The organism is Caulobacter sp. GW822-FHT07D08 (genome assembly GCF_058798735.1).
Genome location: NZ_JBXAKU010000001.1, coordinates 371,763 through 391,066 on the forward strand (window position 1 = coordinate 371,763; position 19,304 = coordinate 391,066).

Below are 19,304 nucleotides of genomic sequence, written 5' to 3' on the forward strand. Positions count from 1 at the left end.
ACTATCGCAGTCGTATCATTTTGTGGACAGCTATTGCACATATCGGAATTCCGCTTTAAGCGTCTTCGAAACGGCCGCAGATGATAGCGGTACCTTCGGGAGGGGACGATGAGCGCCAACCACAAACAACGTCTATTCATGGGCTGCGAAACCGCGCTGGCGCTGGCCGCCGCCCTTTTTGTGCCAGCGCTGGCAATCGCGCAGACTCAGGCGCCGGCTCCGGCCGAAGACCAGACCGTCACCGAAGTGGTCGTCACGGGCTCTCGCCTGTCGGCGCGCGGGTTCAAGGCCCCGACCCCGGTCACGGTGATCGGCTCCGAGGAGATCGGCCTGTCGGGCACGCAGAACGTCGAGACGCTGCTGAACGACACGCCCCAGTTCCTGGGCTCGCAGAACAATGGCCCGACGGCCAACACCGTGCCGGGCGGCACGGCGACGCTGAACCTTCGCGGTTTCGGCGCGCAGCGGAACCTGGTGCTGGTCAACGGCCGCCGTTTCACGATCACCGGGCCTGACCAGACCACCGACATCAACACGATCCCGGCCGCGCTGATCAAGCGCGTCGAGACGGTCACCGGCGGCTCCTCGGCCGTCTACGGTTCGGACGCCATCACCGGCGTCGTCAACTTCATCATGAAGGACGACTTCCAGGGCGTGGAGCTGACCGCCGAGGCCCGCCAGGACACCCACACCAAGACCAAGACCTACACGGCCGATCTGACCTTCGGCACGAACTTCGCCGACGATCGCGGCAATGTCGTCGTGGCGCTGAACTACCTGGATCGTGGGGGCTACTCGCGCGAAGACCGCGGCGGCTGGGCCATGCCCACCATGGCCGACGGCTGCGTCACCGCCGCCAGCTACAGCGACACGCGGCCGGGAACGCCCATGGCCGTTCCGTCCGGTCAGACCTGTCTGACGGCTGGCGGGCGTCCGGGCCTGATCTTCGGCGGCAGCGGCACCATTCCGAATGGTCGCTTCGTCACGGTCGGCTCGCCTTCGAGCTCTTCGCTGACCGCCGCCCTGGCGGCCGCTGGCTTGAGCGGCTTGGGTTCGCGGGGCTTCACCTTCGACAACGCCGGCAAGGTGGCCCGACCGGCGACCACGCCGGGCGATGACTACGATCTGGCCCCGGCCAACTACATCGTCATCCCGCAGCGTCGCTGGCTGGCCAACATGTCCGGCCACTATGAGTTCAACGCGCACGTGACCGGCTACGCCGAGGCCAACTACAGCAACAACCGCGTCTCGATGCAGTTGGCGCCCAGCGGCTTCGGCGGCAATTTCCTGCTGAACGTCAACAATCCCTATCTGACGCCGCAGCTTCAGGATGTTCTGCGTCAGCTCGACCAGCTTGAAGTCGGCACGGTTCGGGCGACCAACGGCACGTCGTCCCTGACCACGACGGCGGGCGATGGCCTGGCGATCCTGAACATCAACCGGCGCGTCCCGGAGATCGGCAATCGCACCAATACCTCCGACCGCTCGGCCTTCCGGTCGGCGATCGGCCTGCGCGGCGACCTCGGCAGCGTCTCCGACAGCTATCTGAGAAACCTGAAGTACGACGCCTACTACACCTACACGCGCACCACCGACACCAGCACCTCCGGCGGGGCCATCTCGCTGAGCAAGGTCCAGGCTGGCCTGCTGTCGGTCAACGGCGCCGCGCCGCTGCTCAACATCTTCGGCGCCAACCTGTCGCCGCAGGGCATTAGCTCGATCGCGGTGGCGTCGACCAACTACACCGAATCCTCGCAGCAGGTCCTGGCCGCCAGCCTGGCCGGCGAGCTGTTCGACACCTGGGCCGGTCCGATCGACTTCAGCACCGGCGCCGAATACCGCAAGGCCTCGGCGCGGTTCGTGCCCGACAGCTTCCTGGCCTCCGGCGACGTCTCCGGCTTCAACGCCGCGCAGCCGACCCAAGGCTCGGAGTCGGTGAAGGAAGTCTATGGCGAAGTCCGCGTGCCGCTGCTGAAGGATTCGCCGCTGGGCGAACGCGCCAGCGTCAACGGCGCCTTCCGCTATTCCGACTACGACCTGGCCGGCGTCGGCGGCGTCTGGACCTATTCGGTGGGCGGCGAGTACGCGCCGATCTCCGACGTCACCCTCCGCGGCCAGTTCCAGCACGCCATCCGCGCGCCGAACGTGGGCGAGCTGTTCGGCGGCAACACCACCAGCGGCCCCTCGGCGGTCGACCCCTGCTCGAGCCGTCAGCCGACGGCCCAGCAGACCGCCGCGGTGCGCGCCATCTGCGTCGCCACCGGCGTGCCGGCCGCCTCGGTCTTCAGCCTGGCGGTGCAGCCCAACACCTTCATCAGCCAGGTCTCGGGCGGCAATCCCAATGTCGGTCCTGAAAAGTCGGACACCACGACCTTCGGCGTGGTGCTGCAGCCGCGCTTCCTGTCCGGCCTGATGCTCAGCATCGACTACTTCAAGATCAACCTGGACGGCGCCATCGCGCCCCTGGGCGGCGGCATCGCGAACACGCTGAGCCTTTGCTACAACACCATCCAGGACGCCAGCAGCGCGTTCTGCAAGGCGATCACCCGCGATCCCCTGACCGGCCAGATCGCCGCGCCGGGCTATGTCACCACCACCAACGGCAACACCGGCGGGCTGAAGACCTCGGGCGTCGACATCAACGCCAACTACCGCTTCAACCTGGCCTGGGGCCCGTTCGGCGACAGCCGGTTCGATATCGGCACGAACCTGACCTACACCGACGAGTTCACCGCCACGCCCGTCCAGGCGCTGCCGGCGACCAAGAACTACTGCGTCGGTTCGTTCGGCCCGACCTGCGGCCAGCCGATCCCGCGCTGGAAGGGCGCTTCGCGCATCAGCTGGCGTTCGGGCCCGGCGACGCTCAGCCTGCGCCATCGCTATATCGGCGAGGTGACGGTCGACACCTACCTGCTGCCCAAGCGCCTCGGCGCGGCGTTCCCGGACAAGGCGACGCTGACCACCCCGGTGATCAAGGCGCAGAGCTACTTCGACCTGACCGGCGCCTATGACGTGACCAAGGACCTCTCGGTGACCGCGGGCGTCCGCAACCTGTTCGACAAGAACCCGCCGATCGTCGGCTCGTCGGCCCCCTCCAACAACACGTTCTCGGCGACCTATGACGTCGAGGGCCGGGTGGTCTACGCCAGCGTGACCGCGCGGTTCTAGTCGGACTTAAGGCTTGGCGGCGGGTCCTTACCCCTGTCGCCAAGCTCGAACTGCCTCCCCCTAGCGGCCGGCGCGAGAGAGCGCCGGCCGTTTTTTTGTGTCCGAGCGGGGCGTCAGGTCTCGGCCAGCGCCCGCTGGAAGCGCCGCGCCAGCTCCGGGCCGTCGGCGTCCAGGCAGACCTGGCGGCTCGGGCCTCGCTCGGACCAGACCGTCTGGCCCCGGCGTTCGCCGTCCAGGATCACCGAGACCGGCGCCGAACGGACGTTGAACAGTTCAGGGGCGGTCAGGCGGACCAGGGCCGCGACGTCGTGCAGCACGCAGCCGTCCAGGCCTTCGTGGCGGGCGTAGGCAGCCGCGTAGCCTCGCGTGAGGTCGTGGACGAAGCGGCCCGTCTCGGTGGTCTTGGCCATATCCCGGGCGGCGGCGTCGGTCAGCACGCAGGGCAGGGTCGCATCCAGCGGAACCAGGGTGACGGGCCACGGCGCGGCCAGCACCTCGGCGGCGGCCTCCGGGTCGTTGTGGATGTTGGCCTCGGCGAACGGGGTGACGTTGCCCCGCGCGAAGGAGCCGCCCATGATCACGACTTCGGCGACCAGGCCGGCGATGTCGGGCGCGGCGCGCAAGGCCTGGGCCAGGTTGGTCAGCGGGCCGATGGCGACGATCGTCACCAGGCCGGGATGGGCGCGGACGAGGTCGACGATCTTCTGATGCGCCGCGCCAGGATCGGCTGGCGGCGGGACGGGGCCGGACAGGTCGATGTCGCCCAGGCCGTTCTCGCCGTGGACATGGATGGGAGAGGGGCCGCGAGGCCGGTTCAAGGGCTTTGCCGCGCCCTTGTGGACGGGCGCGTCAAGGCCCAGGCGCTGGCGCAGCCACAAGGCGTTGCGGGTCGTGGTCTCGATATCCGCGTTGCCAAACACGGTGGTGATCGCCAGCAAGCGCAGGTCCGGGCAAGCGCGTAGATAGAGCAGGGCCAGGGCGTCATCGACCCCTGGATCGGTGTCGAGGATCACCAGCCTCGGCGCGGTGGTCATCCGTAGACCGCGCGGCAGACGGCCTCGCATTTGGACAGATCGAAGGCTCCGTCGGTGCGCACGCCGGACTCCATGTCGATCCAGTAGAGGGAGCCCTCGGGCGCGGCGATGCGAGCCAGGATCTCGGTCACGGTGTCGGGACCTATGCCGCCGGAATAGCCGCAGAACGGCCCCTCGGCCGGCGGCGGGGCGGGCCAACGGTCGGGCCGCGCGCCCGTGCCGAACGAGACGTCGTACAGCCAGTCGACGCCGGTCTGGTTCAGCGGGAAGGCGGCCGAGCATTGCAGCACCGTCCGCACGCCCAGGCGGCGGCCATAGTCGCGGGCGGCGGCGACCTGGGCCGGGGTGCTGCCCTTGAAGCTGTGATTCACCTGTACGCGCTGGACGCCGGCAGAGGGCGGGGGCGCGCTCAACGGATTCGCCACGATGGCCTTGGCCGCCTCGCCACAGACATGGGCCGCCCAGCGCAGGTCGAGCGCGGCCAGCAGGGCGTCGCGGATCGCGGCGGGCGGAAAGAGGGCGGTGTCCTCCTGGGCCGGATCGACCAGCACGCCCCATTCGATCGGATAGCGGGCCGACAGCGCCTTGAGGCCGGGCAGCAACTCGAGGCGGTCTACGCCGGTGAACGCGATGAAACTGGGCGGCTGCATGGGGGAATCCGAGGGTCAGAATGTCCTTGCAAACTATCTAGTGAAACGTTTCAGTCAAGCCGCTGAAACGAAGGGGACGAGATGGTGCGGGTGGCGGTCGCGGGGTTCGCGACGATCGACTACGTGGTCCGGGTCGAGGGCGACTTCACCGGCCGGGGCACGCGGCTGATGCGCGAGGCGGCCTGGCCGCGCGCGGGCGGGGCGGCGCTGTACGCCAGCGCGGCGCTGAACAAGGCCGCCGTGACGGCCGCGCCCCTGACCTGGATCGGCGACGACGCCGACGGCGACGCCTATCGCGCGGCCTGCGGGGCGCCGGACGGTGTCGCGGTCATGCCGGGCGCGCCATCGACGCGGTGCCTGCTGATCTACAACGCCGATGGAAGCTATGGCTGCCTGCTGCGGCCGGGACCCGCCGCGCTCACCGAGGGCCAGCTGCGCCTGGCCGCCCAGGCCGAATGGCTGGTGGTCGCCGCCGCGCCGCCGGCGATCACCGCGCGTCTGCTCGAGATCGAAGGCCCGCGCCTGGCCTGGATCGCCAAGGACGACCCGGCCTGTTTCCCGCCAGACCTTGCGGCGCGGCTGACGGCGCGGGCCGAGGTGGTGTTCTGCAACGCCGGCGAACGCGCCTGGCTGGAGGCTGGCCGAACCGGTCCCGCGCCGGCCGACCAGATCCTGTTCGAGACACGCGGGGCGGACGGCGTCCGCGTCGAGGCGGGCCAAGTCTTCGACCTGCCCGTTTCGCCGTTGGCCGTCGACGACGCCACGGGAGCCGGCGACACCTTCGCCGGCGCGGCGCTGGCGGCGCTGATCACCGGAGGCTCGCCGCGCGCGGCGGCGCGGGCGGGGATCGCGGCGGCGGGCGTCCTATTGGCCGGCAGGGCGACCGTCGGCGCCGGCTAGCTCGTCCAGGTTGGCGATCAGGCGGGTGAGCAGGGCGACCAACTGCTGGGTTTCCTCATTGGTGAAGCCGTTGAGCGCCTCCTGATTGCCGCGCAACAGGGTGTCGACGGCGTCTGGCATCCGGGCCCGCGCCGACTCGGTCAGGGCGATATGGCTGCTACGGCGATCGGTCGGATCGGTGGTACGGCTGATTAGGCCGTCCCGCTCCATACGCGCCAGCATCTGGGCCATCGGCGGCTGCTCGGTCTTGGCGAAGCGGGCAAGGTCGCGCTGGGTGTCGGCCTCGCCGTCGCGCAGCGCCACCAGAACCGGGAGCTGGCCGACGCCGAGCCCCAGCGGCTTCAGGCGCGCCTCGCTCAGTCGGGTGAAGCCACGCGCCGCGAGGCTGATCAGGTGCCCCGGCGTTGACAGCACATCCAGCTTCATCATCGCGCGCCCTTGCGTCCGGCCGTGTTCAAATACATATGTGCATATGTAACTTGTTCGAGCCCAAGCGGGAAGGTGTCCGATGGATAACGATGTTGAGATGCTCAAGCGCCTCTATGAGCGCTTCAATGCGCGGGACATCGACGGTGTGCTGGTCGAGCTGACCGACGACGTGGCCTGGGCCAACGGCATGGACGGCGGATACGAGCAGGGGCGCGAGGCGGTGCGTGCATACTGGACGCGCCAGTGGGCCATGGTCAGTCCGCACGTCGAGCCGGTGGCCTTCGTCCGCCGCGCGGACGGCACGGTCGTCGCCGAGGTCTTGCAGATCGTCCATGACCTGGAGGGCAAGCCCCTGACCGGTCAGACGCACGGGCTGAAGGACAAGACCATCCGCCACGTCTTCCACCTGCGCGATGGCCAGGTGGTCCGCTTCGACCTCGAGGACCTCTAGCCGCCGATCAGTCCCATGATCGTCGCCGTCAGGCAGGTGGTCAGGAACGCCGCCGCCAGGGCCTTGAAGCCCAGCTCGACGACCTCGCCGACCTTCTCGGGAGCCATGGAGGACAGGCTGCCGATCAGGATCGCCACGCTGCCGACATTGCCGAAGCTGCCCAGGGCGTAGGTCAGGATCAGCAGGCTCTTGTCGCTCAGCGCGCCGGGCGGTAGGGCCATCATGTCGCTATAGGCCACTACCTCGTTGGCGGCGACCTTGGTGCCGAGGATCGACCCGACGGCTTGCAGGTCGGGCAGCGGCGCGCCGGTCAGCCAGACGATCGGGGTCAGCAGCCAGCCCAGGATCCCGCCCAGCGTCAGGGGGGCTCCGGCGTGGGGGCCAAAAAGCGGAGAAAGCGCCGCGAGGCCCATGTTGATCAGGGCGATCAGGCCGACGAAGACGATCAGCAGGCCGGCGATGTTCAGCACCATCTTCACCGCGTCCAGCGTACCGAAGGTCAGGGCTTCGAGGCTGCTGCGATAGGGGCTGGAGAGCACGATCGGCTCATGCGCCTCGCCAATCTTGCCCAAAGGGGGCGCTTCGCCTGGAATGATCAATCTGGCCATACCAATGGCCATAGGGGTGCTGATCAGCGAGGCGATCAAGAGGTGGCTGAAGGCGTTGGGCACCTTGGCCGCGATCAGCGAACCCAGCACGATCATCATCGAGCCGCCGATCACCGACAGGCCGTCGACCATGATGATGAAGATCTCGGCGCGGGTCAGGCGCGGCAAGAACGGCTTCACCAGCAGCGGCGCCTCGACCATGCCGAGAAAGACGCAGGCCGAGGTCGAGACCCCGACCGGGCCGCTGACCCCGAACAGCTTGCCGAACGCCCAGGCCGCCGCGCGGACGATGACGATCAGCACCTTCCAGTGCCACAGCAGCGCCGACAGCGCCCCGACCAGCAGGATGGCCGGCAGGGCCTGGAAGGCGAAGATGAAGGCGGCGCTAGGGTCGGCCACGCTGAACGGCGCGCGGCCGCCGCCCAGATAGCCGAACATGAAGCTGGATCCCGCCCGTGAGGCCGCCTGCAGGGCGTCGACCGCGTGGGTGGCGGCGGCGAAGCCGGCGGTGATAGCCGGGACCTTGGTCAGCAACAGGGCGAGGGAGATCTGGCAGGCCAGGCCCACCAGCACCGGCCGCCAGGGCAGGGCGCGCTTGTTCTCTGACAGCAGCCAGCCGAGCCCCAGGAACGCCACGACGCCCAGCAGCGCCCGCGCGGTTTCGTTGTCCGGCATGTCCCCTCCGACGGCGATAAGGTGACTCTATAGAGTGAAACGTTTCAAGGAAATAGCGTCGGATCGACACTATCCGCGACTGAGCGGTTTCGGCGCGTTATCCTCCCGAGTCTGCAACTATGCCCGGAAATTCTCAGCAATTGCAAAGTGAGTGATCAAATTGGGCATGCGTCGAATGCCCGGCCCCTGTGATGAAATTGTCATTGAACTTGGATATGAAACGTTTCACTAAATCGTATCGACGCCGCCGAGGGCGGGTCGCCTGAAGGGGCTTTGAACATGAAGACGTCCATCTGGCTGGCTTCGAGCGCGCTGTGCCTGGTCATGGCCGCGCCCGCCATGGCTCAGCAGACCGCTCCGGCGCCTGAGACCGTCGACGAGGTGGTGGTCACCGCCGAGCGCTTCGGCTCGGGCCTGGCCCGCGCCACGTTCACTATCGGCGCCGAGGATATCCAGGAGCGTCCGCTGGGCGCGGAGATCACCCAGGCCCTGGTCAAGGTTCCGGGCGTGCAGGTCTCGACCGGCGACAGCCGCGGCGGCAGCTTCTCGTTCGAGATCTATATGCGCGGCCTGTCCGACGAGCAGGTCGGCCTGACGCTGGACGGCATCCCCACGGGCGACAGCCGGTTCAATGGCGGCTCGCCGCCGCAGCGCTTCATCGAGAGCAGCAACATCGGCCGGATCACCGTCTCGCAGAGCGCTGGCGACATCGGCGCGCCGTCGCGTTTCGCCCTGGGCGGCTTCATCGACTTCGTCACCGACGCCCCGCGCAAGGACTTCGGCGGCACGATCGAGGCTGGCCTTGGCTCGTTCGACTTCCGCCGCATCTATGGCCGCATCGATAGCGGCGAGGTCGCGCCGGGTCTGTCGGGCTACTTCACCTACTCCCACCAGGAGAACGACGTCTGGGCCGGCCGCAACAGTCGCGGCAGCGAGCGCGACCACTACGAGCTGAAGGTCGTGAAGGACTTCGACAACGGCTCGTTCCTGAAGGCTCGCGTCTCGTACAACGACCAGACCGACAACGACTTCAACATCGTCACCAAGGGCGAGTTCGAGGCCGCGCCGCGCAGCGACCGCGCGCTGGACGCCATCACCGGCATACCGGCCAAGGACATTGACTTCGGCGGCGCCCTGGGCGGCTGGCGCAAGGACTGGCTGGCCTATGCCAACAGCCATTTCGTGCTCAGCGACGCGATCAGCCTGGACGTCAATCCTTACTACCAGAACCTCAAGGGCGAATCCTTCCGCTACCAGGACCGCCAGCGCGTTCTGACCGGCGGCGATCCGCGCGCGGTGACCGGCTACAACGCCAATGGCGGGGCGGTGCGTCCGACCCTGACCACGATCCGCAACAGCAATGTCGTCGGCGGTCCGGCCGACATGCGGGTGACGCCCCGCGACCGCGATCGCTACGGCGTGACCGGCGAGCTGAAGGCCAGGTTCGGCGCCCACGCCCTGCGCTTCGGCGGCTGGTGGGAAGGCGGCGACTCCACGGAGAAGCGCAACTTCTATCCGATCATCAACTCGGCCCAGAGCATCGCCTACGATCGCGGCAAGCTGAACTATGTCGAGTACGAGCGCAGCGCCTCGGTCGAGACCACCATGCTCTACGCCCAGGACGAGTTTCGGGCGTTCGACGACAAGCTGAAGGTCGATCTGGGCGTCACCTGGTACAACGTCAAGTACGACGCCAAGTCGCCGCTGGAGTACAAGGCCAACGTCAAGTTCTCGCAGCACTCGGACCTCAATCCGAAGCTCGGCGCCACGTACAAACTGGCCGACGCCTGGGAGCTGTTCGGCGGCTACGCCAAGAACTTCGCCGGCATCCCGGAAGACGCCTTCCTGGGCTCCACGGCGGTGATTAATCCCAAGGACCTGACCCCGGTCTCGACCGAGAACGTCGACCTGGGCCTGCGCTATGTGAAGCCGAACATGGCCTTCTCGATCCAGGCCTACGATGTCGATCTGAAGAACAATGTCGGCATCGTGCCGCGCGACCCGACCGCTACCCTGGATCCGCAGGAAGTGGTGCGCGGCAATGTCGCGACCAAGGCGGTCAACATCGCCGGGATCAGGACCAAGGGCGTCGAGCTGACCGGCTACTACGACTTCGGCGTCGTCGACCTCTATGGCTCGTACTCGCACCAGGACGCCAAGCACGACAACCCGGCCGTCGGCAGCGCCGCGCGCGCCGCCCTGGCCGCCGTCGCGGTGATCGGCGGGGCCGGGGTGCGCGACATTCCCAAGGACAGCGTCTACGGCCAGGTCGGCTGGAAGCCGCTGGCCGGGCTGAAGTTCGACGCCAATGTCCGCTATGTCGGCAAGCGGGTCGGCGGCCACATCGTCGCCCCGACCACCTTCCAGGAACTGGGCGTCGAGATGCTGGACGCCTACACTCTGGTCGGGCTGACGGCGACCTATGACCTGAAGCGTCAAGGCGTTCCGGACCTGCGCTTCCAGTTCAACGTCGATAACCTGTTCGACGAGGAATATATCGGTGCGGTCAGCGGTTCGACGGCCACCCAGCCGGAGTTCGGCTACAGCGCCGCGAACCCGAACGGCCGCACCTTGGACCGCTACTTCGTCGGCGCGCCGCGCACCTACACCGTCTCGGTGAAGGCGCGGTTCTAGGGTCAGGTTCGGGAGCGTCTTCTCCCCTTGTTAGGCGCTTCCGGAAGGGGCGGGTCGTCAGATCCGCCCCGATCCTTGACGCTGACCATGAAAGGTTTCACGTCCTGGCTATCTCCCGACGGAATCCCCGAATGGCCAAGAGCGAAGACCTACCGCGCCGCGCCACCTTGAAAGAGGTCGCCAAGGCCGCCGGCGTGTCGCTGGCCAGCGCTTCCTACGCGATCAACGGCGCGGGCTCGGTGGGCGAGGCCACGCGCGAGCACATCCTGAAAGTGGCCGCCGAGCTGGGCTATCGCCCCAACCAGAGCGCCAAGGCCATGAAGACCGGCAAGACCGGCGCGATCGGCCTGATCCTGCCCGACCTGACCAACCCGTTCTTCCCCAGCCTGGCCCAGGTGGTGATCCAGGCCGCGCGCGCCCACGGCTACAGCGTCTTCCTGACCGACACCGAGGGCTCGGCCGAGGCCGAGGAGCGGGCCGTGAACCTGATGATCGACCACGGGGTCGACGGGGTGATCTGGTTCCCGATCGCCGACGATGGCCCGGTCGGCAAGCTGATCGAAGGCGTGCCCACCGTGGTGCTCGACCGCAACCTGCAGGGCTATGACGTCATCCAGGCCGACTACGCCGACGGCGGGCGTCTCGCGGCCGAACACCTGCTGGCGGCGGGCCATGTGAACATCGGGGTGATCTCCGGTCCCCACGCCGCCTCCAGCGCCCGGCAGCGGGCCGAGGCGGCGATCAGCACGGTGCGCGAGCGGGGCAATCTGGTCTGGCACGTCCACAACGCCTATTCGCTGGACCTGGAGCCCGAGGTGACGAAGGCGCTGGAGAGCCGCACGGCCACGGCGGTGATCACCGGGGCCGACCTGATCGCCATCGGGGCCATGCGCCACATCCGGAGCATGGGCCTGGTCGTGCCGGACGACGTCTCGGTGGTCGGCTTCGACGACATCCCCTGGGCTCAGTTGCACACGCCGGCCCTGACCACGATCGACATGCCCGTCGAGGACATGGCCGCCGCCGCCGTCGAGGCCCTGATCCGCCGGATGAGCGCCCGGGGCGAGCCGCGCCGGCGGGTGGTGTTCAATGTCGAGTTGATCTCGCGCGACAGCGTGCGCGTCCTGACGTGAGCGCGCTGCTCGGCCTCGCCCTGGCGCTGAAGCTGCTGGCGAGCTTCGAAGTCCCTCAGGGCCTGGCCGTCGACGGCGCGCCGTTCGGCGGAATCTCCGGGGTCGACTATGACCGGCGCACCGGCGAGTGGCTGATGATCTCCGACGATCGCTCGGACAAGGCGCCGGCGAGGGTCTTCGTCGGACGGCTGGACGCCAGGGGGCTGACCGTCACGCGCCAGGTTCCGCTGCGCCGCGAGGACGGCTCGACCTTCCCATCGACCGCCAGCCCGACCGGCGAACGCGTCGACGCCGAGGCGCTGCGGATCGATCCGCTGAGCGGCGACCTGCTGTGGACCACCGAGGGCGACGCCGCCCGCGGCTTCGATCCCGCGGTGCGCCGGATGGATCGGGATGGGGCGGCCAAGGGGATGGTCCCGGCGCCGTTCCGCTTCAGCCAGGGCGCGCGGCCGAATCTGACTTTCGAGGGGCTGAGCTTTTCGCCCGATGGTCGTTGGCTGTGGCTCTCGATGGAAGCGCCCCTCGTCCAGGATGGCCCGGTCAGCAGCGTCGCGGCGGGCGGGCTGACGCGAATCACTCGCCTGGATCGCCAGGGCAAGGTCACCGCCCAGTACGCCTACCGCCTCGACCCGATCCAGGCCGCCCCCGCCCGGCGCGGCGACAACGGGATCAGCGAGATCCTGGCGCTGGACGATCACCGCTTGCTGGTGCTGGAGCGTTCCGGCGTCGAGGACGGGGCCGGGCGCTTCGCTTACCACTGCCGGCTCTATGTCGTGGACATACGCGGGGCGCGGGACGTGGCTGGCCGCGAGGTCCTGGATGATACGATCCGTCCACTGACAAAGCATCTGCTGGTCAACTTCGACCGCCTGGCCGGCGTGCCGGCCAGCAACCTCGAGGCCATGGGCTGGGGGCCATCGCGGAATGGGCGGCGGACCCTCGTGCTGATGTCCGACGACAATTTCGACCCCGCCGCGCCGACCCAGGCCGTGATGTTCAGCGTGGGCGTCACGCCCTGACCTGATTAGCAATCATTCGTCTTGGCAATATTGCAAGTCACTCGCATTTGCGTCATAGCCGCGTCACTTCGACGGGGATGACCATGCGACTTCACCTTTCGCGCGCCGGCCTGCGTGGCGCGCTGCTTTCCACGCTCAGCCTGCTGGCCATGACGGCGGCTCACGCCCAGGACAGGGCGCGCGACACCGACGTGGATCAGGTGGTGATCACCGCCGCCCGCACCATCCTGCCAGCCAGCGCCCTGCCGCTGACCGTCGAGGTGATCGACCAGGCGACGCTGAGCCAGCAGGTCGCGATCAGCGGCTCGATCGTCGACGCCGTATCGACCCTGTCGCCGTCGTTCTCGCCGACTCGCCAGAAGCTTTCGGGGGCGGGGGAGACCTTGCGCGGCCGCTCGCCGCTGTACGCCATCAACGGCATCCCGCAGTCGACGCCGATCCGCGACGGCTCGCGCGACGGCTACACCATCGACCCGTTTTTCATCGACCGTGTCGAGCTGATCTACGGCTCCAACGCCCTGCAAGGCATCGGCGCCACGGGCGGCGTCGTGAACCAGGTCACCGTCGGTCCGCCCAAGCAGGATGGCGTCTCGGGCCGGGCTCTGGTCCAAGCCTCGGCCGGCCATGACCTGGGTGACACGCTGGGCGGCAAGGTCGCCGGCCTGGTCGGCTGGCGCGGAGGGGCGTTCGACGCCACCGCCGGCGTCGCCTACGAGACCCGCGGCGCCTTCTACGACGCCAACGGTCGCCGTATCGGCATGGACAACACGCAAGGCGACGTCCAGGCCTCCAAGACCCTGTCGCTGTTCGGCCGCCTGGGCTGGCGGATCTCGCCCAGCACGCGCCTGGACATCGTCGGCAACCGCTTCGAGCTGAAGGGGGACGGCGACTACGTGACGGTCACCGGCGCGGCGGTGGCGCCGACCGATGGCAATCGTCTCACTCGCCTGCCGACCACGGCCTACCGCGGCGCACAAGCGGGCAAGCCGGCGGCCAACCGCGTCGAGACCCTCTCGGCCGCGCTGGTCAATGACGACCTCTACGGTGGCGTGCTGAACGCCCAGCTGTTCTTCAACCGCTCGCGCGACACCTTCGGCGGCGACAAGAACGCCACGTTCCAGGACGTCAGCATCGCCCCGAACAACACCCTGTTCGACCAGTCGTCGAACCGCTCGCGCAAGCTGGGCGCGCGGATCAGCTACGAGCGCGCCGTGCCGGGAATCGAGGGCCTGACCGCCACCGCCGGCCTCGACGCCCTGACCGACCGCACCGAGCAACTGCTGATCGCCACCGGCCGCGCCTGGGTGCCGCCGACCAAATTCCAGAGCCTGGCGCCGTTCATTCAGGGCAACTACGCGCTGCTCGACGGCAAGCTGCGCCTGGCCGGCGGGGTGCGCTTCGAGAACGTCAAGCTGAAGGTCGATGACTTCACCACCCTGGCCTTCTACGGTTCGCGCAAGGTCGGCGGCGGCGATCCGGACTTCAGCGCCACCCTGCTGAACGGCGGCGCGGTGTTCGAACCCGTGAAAGGCGTGCGCCTCTATGGCAGCTATGCCGAGGGCTACACCGTGCCGGACGTCGGCCGCATCCTGCGCGGCATCAATGTCGCCAATGTCGACGTCGACACCTACCTGTCGATCGAGCCGATCGTGTCCAACAACCGCGAGGTCGGGGCCGAGCTGAAGCGCGGGCCTTTCGACGCCAGCGTCGCCTATTTCTGGTCCAGGTCGAAGCTGGGCCAACTGCTGGTCAAGAACGCCGGCGGCGTCTTCGACGTCCAGCGCCAGGGCGTGGCCATCGAGGGACTGGAGGTCAATGTGAAGGCCCGCACCCCGATCGAGGGCCTCGATCTCTCGACCGGCTATGCCCGCCTGCGCGGCGAGACCGACACCAATGCCGACGGCAAGGTCGACACCGACCTGGATGGCGCCAACATCTCGCCCGATCGCCTGAATGTCGCGGCTGACTATCAGACGGGCGACTGGGCCCTGCGCCTGCAGGTCCAGAAGTACATCAAGCGCGATATGCAGAGCTCCCTGGTGAAGGACGACTTCGACGGCTACACGGTCGCCGACGCCTTCGTGCGCTACCGGCTGCCGGTGGGGGCCGTGTCGCTGGGCGTCCAGAACCTCTTCAACAAGCAGTACATCTCGTACAATTCGGACACGACCTTGCCGGCCAAGGACAAGTTCTACGCCGGCCGTGGCCGCACCGCGACGCTGGGCTGGGAAACGCGCTTCTGATGAAGACCCTGCGCCTGCTGCACCGCTGGACGGGCGGGCTGATCGGCCTCCTGCTGGCGCTTCTGGGCTTCACCGGGGCGTTGCTGGTGCACGAGGACGCCTTCCTGCGCGCCACCACGCCCCACGCCGCCGACGCCCAGCGGCAGGACGCGGCGACCCTGGCGGCGATGACGACCAAGGTCTTCGCCGCCGAGGACCGCCCACGCTCGATCGTGCTGGCGACCCAGCGGATGGGCCTGCACAAGCTGGCCTACAAGACCGAGGAGAAGGCCGCCTACGCCGACCAGGACGGCGACATCGTCCAGGCCTGGACCTCCAACTGGGCCCGACCGGAGGTGTGGATCTTCGACTTTCACCACCACCTGTTCAACGGCGACACGGGCGAGATCGTGGGTGGGATCGCCGGGCTGGCGGGTCTGGGCTTCGTGGTCACCGGCCTGATTCTGTGGTGGCCGACACGGCGGATGTTCCATGTCCGCCCGTGGCCGCGGATGATGAAGCGGGCGGCGATCGTCCATCATCACCGCGACCTTGGAGCCCTGATCGCTCCGCTTCTGATCCTGTCGCTGACGACGGGCGCGGCGATGAACCTGAAGTGGTTCTCCAACGCCCTGCGCGCGCCGTTCACGCCGCCGGCGGTGATGGAGAAGGCCTCGGCCGCGCCTAAGATCAAGGGCGGCGAGCTGGCCAAGGACCTCGACTGGGCCAAGGTCATCGGCGCCGCCCAGGCCCGCTTCCCCGGCGCGGAGGTGCGGACCATCGCCTTGCCCCAGAAGAAGGGCGGGCTGATCGCCATCCGCCTGCGCCAGCAGGCCGAGTGGCTGCCGAACGGCCGCTCTATGGCCTGGTTCGATCCGGCCAACGGCGCGATGGTCGCCAGCCGCGACGCCCAGGCTCTGCCGTTCGGCTCGCGCATCGCCAACGCCGACTTCCCGCTGCACGCGGCCAAGGTGGGTGGACTGGCCTATCGCCTGGTGATGACCGTCTCGGGCCTGACCCTGGCGCTGCTGGGGTCGCTGGCGGTGGTGACCTTCTGGGGCAACCCGGCCGGCGCCCCCAAACGCCGGCGCCCGAAGAAACTCGCGTCGCGGGCCGAAGCCAAGGTGGCGTGACCAAATTCAGCTGGCCTGGCCGAGACGTCTCGACGACGCCAGCCTAGGCGCGGACCCATCCCCAGCTCGTCCGCGAACGCGGCCGCGGATTACCGCTTCCTCCAAACGGCTAGGGCGCGGAGCCTGGCCAGAAACTCGGTCAGCCACTTGCGCTCGCCATAGGCCTGTCGCGACGGGACGGTGAGTTCGATCCGCGCGCCACCGTCGTTCTCGACCTTCAGCACGCCGCCCAGGCGTTGGGCGCGCTCGCGCATGCCGACGACGCCGTAGTGGCCGGCCTGCTCGGCGCGGGCCAGCCGGCCGGCCGGGATGCCGACGCCGTCGTCCCGCACCACCAGACGGAAGGCGGAGGGCTCGAAGGCGAGCTCGACGGTGACCAGGCCGCCGCCGGAGTGGCGCATCGCGTTGCGGATGGCCTCGGAGCCGATCTGGGTGATCTCGTCCAGCACGGAGGGCGTCAACTGGCGGGTCTCGCCCAGCGTGGTCACACGCAGCTCGGGCTTGGCCATCGCGCCAGTGAAGTCGGCGGCGACGCTGAGGCGTTGGGCCAGGTCCTCGCTGGAGCGTGCGGTGCGCAGATCCATGATCCGCTCGCGGCTCTCGACCACCACCTGCTCGGCGCGGTCGATGGCTTCGGCGACCTGGCCGCGCGAGGCGTCGTCGGGCAGGGTGTTGGTCAGGTTATGGAACTTTAGGACCAGGGCCTGGACGTTCTGCAGCAGGGTGTCGTGCAGCTCGCGGGCGATGCGCTCGCGTTCGGCCATCCGGTCCTCGTACTGTTGGGTGATGCGGCGGGCGGTCAGGCGGTGGCGCAGGTAGAAGGCCCCGCCGCCCGACAGGGCCAGACCCAGGATCAGCAGGGCCAGGAAGGTCCGGGACTGGACGAAGGTCGGCGGAATGACGAACGCCAGCGTCGCGCCATTGCGGTTCCAGACCCCGTCGTTATTGGCCGCGATGACCGAGAACCGATACTGGCCGGGTGGCAGGCGCGTGTAGAAGGCCTGATGTCGCGCGCCCGGATCGACCCAGTCGCCGTCGACGCCCCACAGGCGATAGCGCACCCGCACCCGGTCGGGCGCCACCAGGCTGGGGGCGGCGAAGTCGATGCGCAGGTCGCGGATGTCGCTCATCAGCCGCATGTTCTGCCGGGCCGGCAGCGGCATGGTGTTGGCCGTGACGCCGGTGATGGTCACCGTCGGCGGCACGGGGTTGTGCGACAGGTCGGCCGGATCCAGCCAGGCCACCGCGCGGTTGGTCAGCAGCCAGACGCGGTGGGCGCCGTCCGCCGCCACCGTGCGGTGACAGCAGTGTTGCTGCGGCGCGCCGGGCAGACCGTCGCGATAGTCGAAGCGCTTCAGCTCCACCGGCGCGGCGGGGTCGGCGAAGGCCTTCTCGAGCGACTTGGCGGAGATCCGGGAGACGCCGCGGATTGTTCCCAGCCAGACACCGCCCAGGCCGTCCGGCGCCAGACCCGAGACAAGGCTGAGCGCCGGGTGGCGGTCGACGGTCAGGGACTGGAAGCGACCGCCCGTCAGCCGCGCGATCCCGCGCTCGCCGCCGGCCAGGACGATGCCCTGGCGGTCGATGGTGAGCGTCTTCAGTTCACCGATCGCCAGGCCGTCCACCTCCGTGAACCGTCGCACGCCGCCGCCGATCGCATAGAGGTCGAAGCCGGGATCGGCCGCCCAGATCGTTCCATCGGGGCTGGCCTGCAGGATCCGCGGATGGAAGCCCTTGGGCAGGTGGGCGGTGACGGGCCGCCAGTCCTGGCCATCCTGGCGGAAGAGGCCCGCGCCGCTGATCGAGACCCAGAGGCCGCCCAGAGCGTCCTGCGCACAGGCCAGGACGACGCGATGCTGGGCCGCGGCGGGCAAGGGGACCGGGACGAGGCGCGGGCCGTCGACCCGCGAGAAACCCTTGTCGGCGGCCATCCAGACCCTGCCGCCCTTGCCCGCGCAGAGCTCGTTGGGATGACCAAGGCCGCGATGCAGCGCCTGGGCCCGGCCGGCGTCGTCGACCCGGTACAGCGTGTCCGCGTCGGTCAGGTAGAGCCGGCCGCGCGGCGTCACCACGGCGCGGTAGCCCTCTCGCGTGCTGGAAGGGATCGAGCGCTCGGCGACGATGTCGGCGGCGCTGAAACGGTCCAGGCCCAGCAGGCTCCCGACCCAGACGTTGCGCTCGCGGTCCTGGAACAGGGCGGCGGCCAGGTCGGCGGTCAGGCCCTGGGCGGCGCCGTAGGTCTGATCGACATCGGCCTTCGAGAGAATGCGCCCGGTCGGAACGCGTCCCGGATGGAGGATACGATAAATGCCCTTGCCGTCCTCGAACGCGCCCCACAGCGCGCCCGTGCTGTCGAACATCACTCGTCGGGAGATCAGCAGGTCCGGTTTGGCGTGGGGCGTTCGCGTCGGCGCGACCGGATCGAACAGGCGCGCAGGATCCAGCGCCCGCAGTCCCAGGGCCTGGTCGGCGAACCACAGACGGCCGTCGGGCGCCTCGGCCAGGGCCCAGGATCCCTCGACCGGCTCGTGGGTCTTGCGGACCGCCAGCGAGACGGGATCGATGCGCAGCAGGGCGTATTGCGTCGCGACCCAGACGCCGCCGTCGCGGGCGACCAGCATGTTGAAGGCGCGCCCATAGGCCCGGGCCCAGGGGATCGGCGTCCAGCGGCCCTCGCGGAACACGGTCACGCCGCCGAACGTGGCGATCCAGATCGCGCCATCGCGGCCTTCGACGAACTGTTTCACCGTCCCGGCCGGCGGACCCTTGGCGTAGTTGGTGATCCTGCCGTTGCGGATGACCGAGACGCCGCCGGCGTGGTAGCCGACCCAGACCTCGCCCGCGCGGGTGACCAGCATCGCCATGACGATCTCGCTGGGCAGGGTGCGGAGGCCGTCCGACCGGAACTGGCTGAAACGCACGCCGTCGAAGCGGTAGAGGCCCGCGCCGGTCCCCAGCCACAGGTCGCCCTGCGGCGCCTGGCCGATCACCCAGATGTTCGGCGGCGCGCCGGTCTCCTGTCGCCAGGCCGTGTGCAGAAGCCGCGGGAGCTGCTGTTGGGGCTCGTCGGCCCAGGCTGGGAGGGCGGGGGCCAAGGATCCGAAAATCAAGGCGAGGGCCAGGGGCAGAGCGCGCAAGAAAACCCGTCCCCAGGGCATCGCCGATCGCTTTCAGTCCAGAACGTGAGCCCTCGCCGGGCATGGCGCGCGGCGCATTGTTAGCGCCGTCGCCAAAGAGCGTCGAGCGCG

General features: G+C 68.8%; 13 protein-coding genes. 8 read left to right on the forward strand and 5 right to left on the reverse strand.

What is annotated here, in order from left to right; genetic code table 11:
- Nucleotides 1-108: 108 nt before the first annotated feature.
- Nucleotides 109-3,168 (forward strand): TonB-dependent receptor domain-containing protein, encoded by a 3,060-nt coding sequence (locus AC1RJ9_RS01660; protein WP_492835299.1) that lies wholly within the window; start codon nucleotides 109-111, stop codon nucleotides 3,166-3,168.
- Nucleotides 3,169-3,281: 113 nt separating this feature from the next.
- Here AC1RJ9_RS01660 and AC1RJ9_RS01665 read toward each other — a convergent pair whose 3' ends face one another.
- Nucleotides 3,282-4,202 (reverse strand): nucleoside hydrolase, encoded by a 921-nt coding sequence (locus AC1RJ9_RS01665; protein ID WP_492835297.1) that lies wholly within the window; start codon nucleotides 4,200-4,202, stop codon nucleotides 3,282-3,284.
- Nucleotides 4,199-4,852: a phosphoribosylanthranilate isomerase gene (locus tag AC1RJ9_RS01670; protein ID WP_492835295.1), complete on the reverse strand. Its 654-nt coding sequence runs from the start codon at nucleotides 4,850-4,852 to the stop codon at nucleotides 4,199-4,201. Before AC1RJ9_RS01670 ends, AC1RJ9_RS01665 begins: the two co-directional genes overlap by 4 nt.
- 81 nt (nucleotides 4,853-4,933) lie before the next feature.
- On the opposite strand from AC1RJ9_RS01670, the gene AC1RJ9_RS01675 reads away from it, so the two are divergent.
- The gene (locus tag AC1RJ9_RS01675) at nucleotides 4,934-5,752 is read left to right on the forward strand and encodes a carbohydrate kinase family protein (RefSeq protein ID WP_492835293.1); all 819 of its coding nucleotides are present in this window, start codon (nucleotides 4,934-4,936) and stop codon (nucleotides 5,750-5,752) included.
- Here AC1RJ9_RS01675 and AC1RJ9_RS01680 read toward each other — a convergent pair.
- On the reverse strand, nucleotides 5,717-6,181 hold the full coding sequence (locus AC1RJ9_RS01680) for a MarR family winged helix-turn-helix transcriptional regulator (protein ID WP_492835291.1): 465 nt from the start codon (nucleotides 6,179-6,181) through the stop codon (nucleotides 5,717-5,719). The genes AC1RJ9_RS01675 and AC1RJ9_RS01680 overlap by 36 nt on opposite strands.
- A gap of 79 nt (nucleotides 6,182-6,260) precedes the next feature.
- On the opposite strand from AC1RJ9_RS01680, the gene AC1RJ9_RS01685 reads away from it, so the two are divergent.
- A complete protein-coding gene (locus AC1RJ9_RS01685; protein ID WP_492835289.1) occupies nucleotides 6,261-6,632 on the forward strand; it encodes a nuclear transport factor 2 family protein in 372 nt (123 codons plus the stop codon).
- On the opposite strand, the gene AC1RJ9_RS01690 is transcribed toward AC1RJ9_RS01685, so the two are convergent.
- Nucleotides 6,629-7,915, reverse strand: coding sequence for a NupC/NupG family nucleoside CNT transporter (locus AC1RJ9_RS01690; protein WP_492835287.1), 1,287 nt, complete (start codon nucleotides 7,913-7,915; stop codon nucleotides 6,629-6,631). The two genes, AC1RJ9_RS01685 and AC1RJ9_RS01690, sit on opposite strands and share 4 nt — an antisense overlap.
- A gap of 279 nt (nucleotides 7,916-8,194) precedes the next feature.
- On the opposite strand from AC1RJ9_RS01690, the gene AC1RJ9_RS01695 reads away from it, so the two are divergent.
- From AC1RJ9_RS01695 to AC1RJ9_RS01715, 5 genes are all read left to right on the forward strand, one after another.
- Nucleotides 8,195-10,549, forward strand: a complete 2,355-nt coding sequence (locus tag AC1RJ9_RS01695) for a TonB-dependent receptor (RefSeq protein ID WP_492835285.1) — start codon at nucleotides 8,195-8,197, stop codon at nucleotides 10,547-10,549.
- 131 nt (nucleotides 10,550-10,680) lie between these two features.
- Nucleotides 10,681-11,682 (forward strand): LacI family DNA-binding transcriptional regulator, encoded by a 1,002-nt coding sequence (locus AC1RJ9_RS01700; RefSeq protein ID WP_492835283.1) that lies wholly within the window; start codon nucleotides 10,681-10,683, stop codon nucleotides 11,680-11,682.
- On the forward strand, nucleotides 11,679-12,701 hold the full coding sequence (locus AC1RJ9_RS01705) for an esterase-like activity of phytase family protein (RefSeq protein WP_492835281.1): 1,023 nt from the start codon (nucleotides 11,679-11,681) through the stop codon (nucleotides 12,699-12,701). The genes AC1RJ9_RS01700 and AC1RJ9_RS01705 overlap by 4 nt, the downstream gene beginning before the upstream one ends.
- A gap of 83 nt (nucleotides 12,702-12,784) precedes the next feature.
- Nucleotides 12,785-14,944, forward strand: coding sequence for a TonB-dependent receptor (locus tag AC1RJ9_RS01710; protein WP_492835279.1), 2,160 nt, complete (start codon nucleotides 12,785-12,787; stop codon nucleotides 14,942-14,944).
- Nucleotides 14,944-16,056: a PepSY-associated TM helix domain-containing protein gene (locus AC1RJ9_RS01715; RefSeq protein WP_492835277.1), complete on the forward strand. Its 1,113-nt coding sequence runs from the start codon at nucleotides 14,944-14,946 to the stop codon at nucleotides 16,054-16,056. The genes AC1RJ9_RS01710 and AC1RJ9_RS01715 overlap by 1 nt, the downstream gene beginning before the upstream one ends.
- 89 nt (nucleotides 16,057-16,145) lie before the next feature.
- Here the strand turns inward: AC1RJ9_RS01715 and AC1RJ9_RS01720 are convergent, their stop codons facing one another.
- Nucleotides 16,146-19,193: a sensor histidine kinase gene (locus tag AC1RJ9_RS01720; protein WP_492835275.1), complete on the reverse strand. Its 3,048-nt coding sequence runs from the start codon at nucleotides 19,191-19,193 to the stop codon at nucleotides 16,146-16,148.
- Nucleotides 19,194-19,304 lie beyond the last annotated feature (111 nt).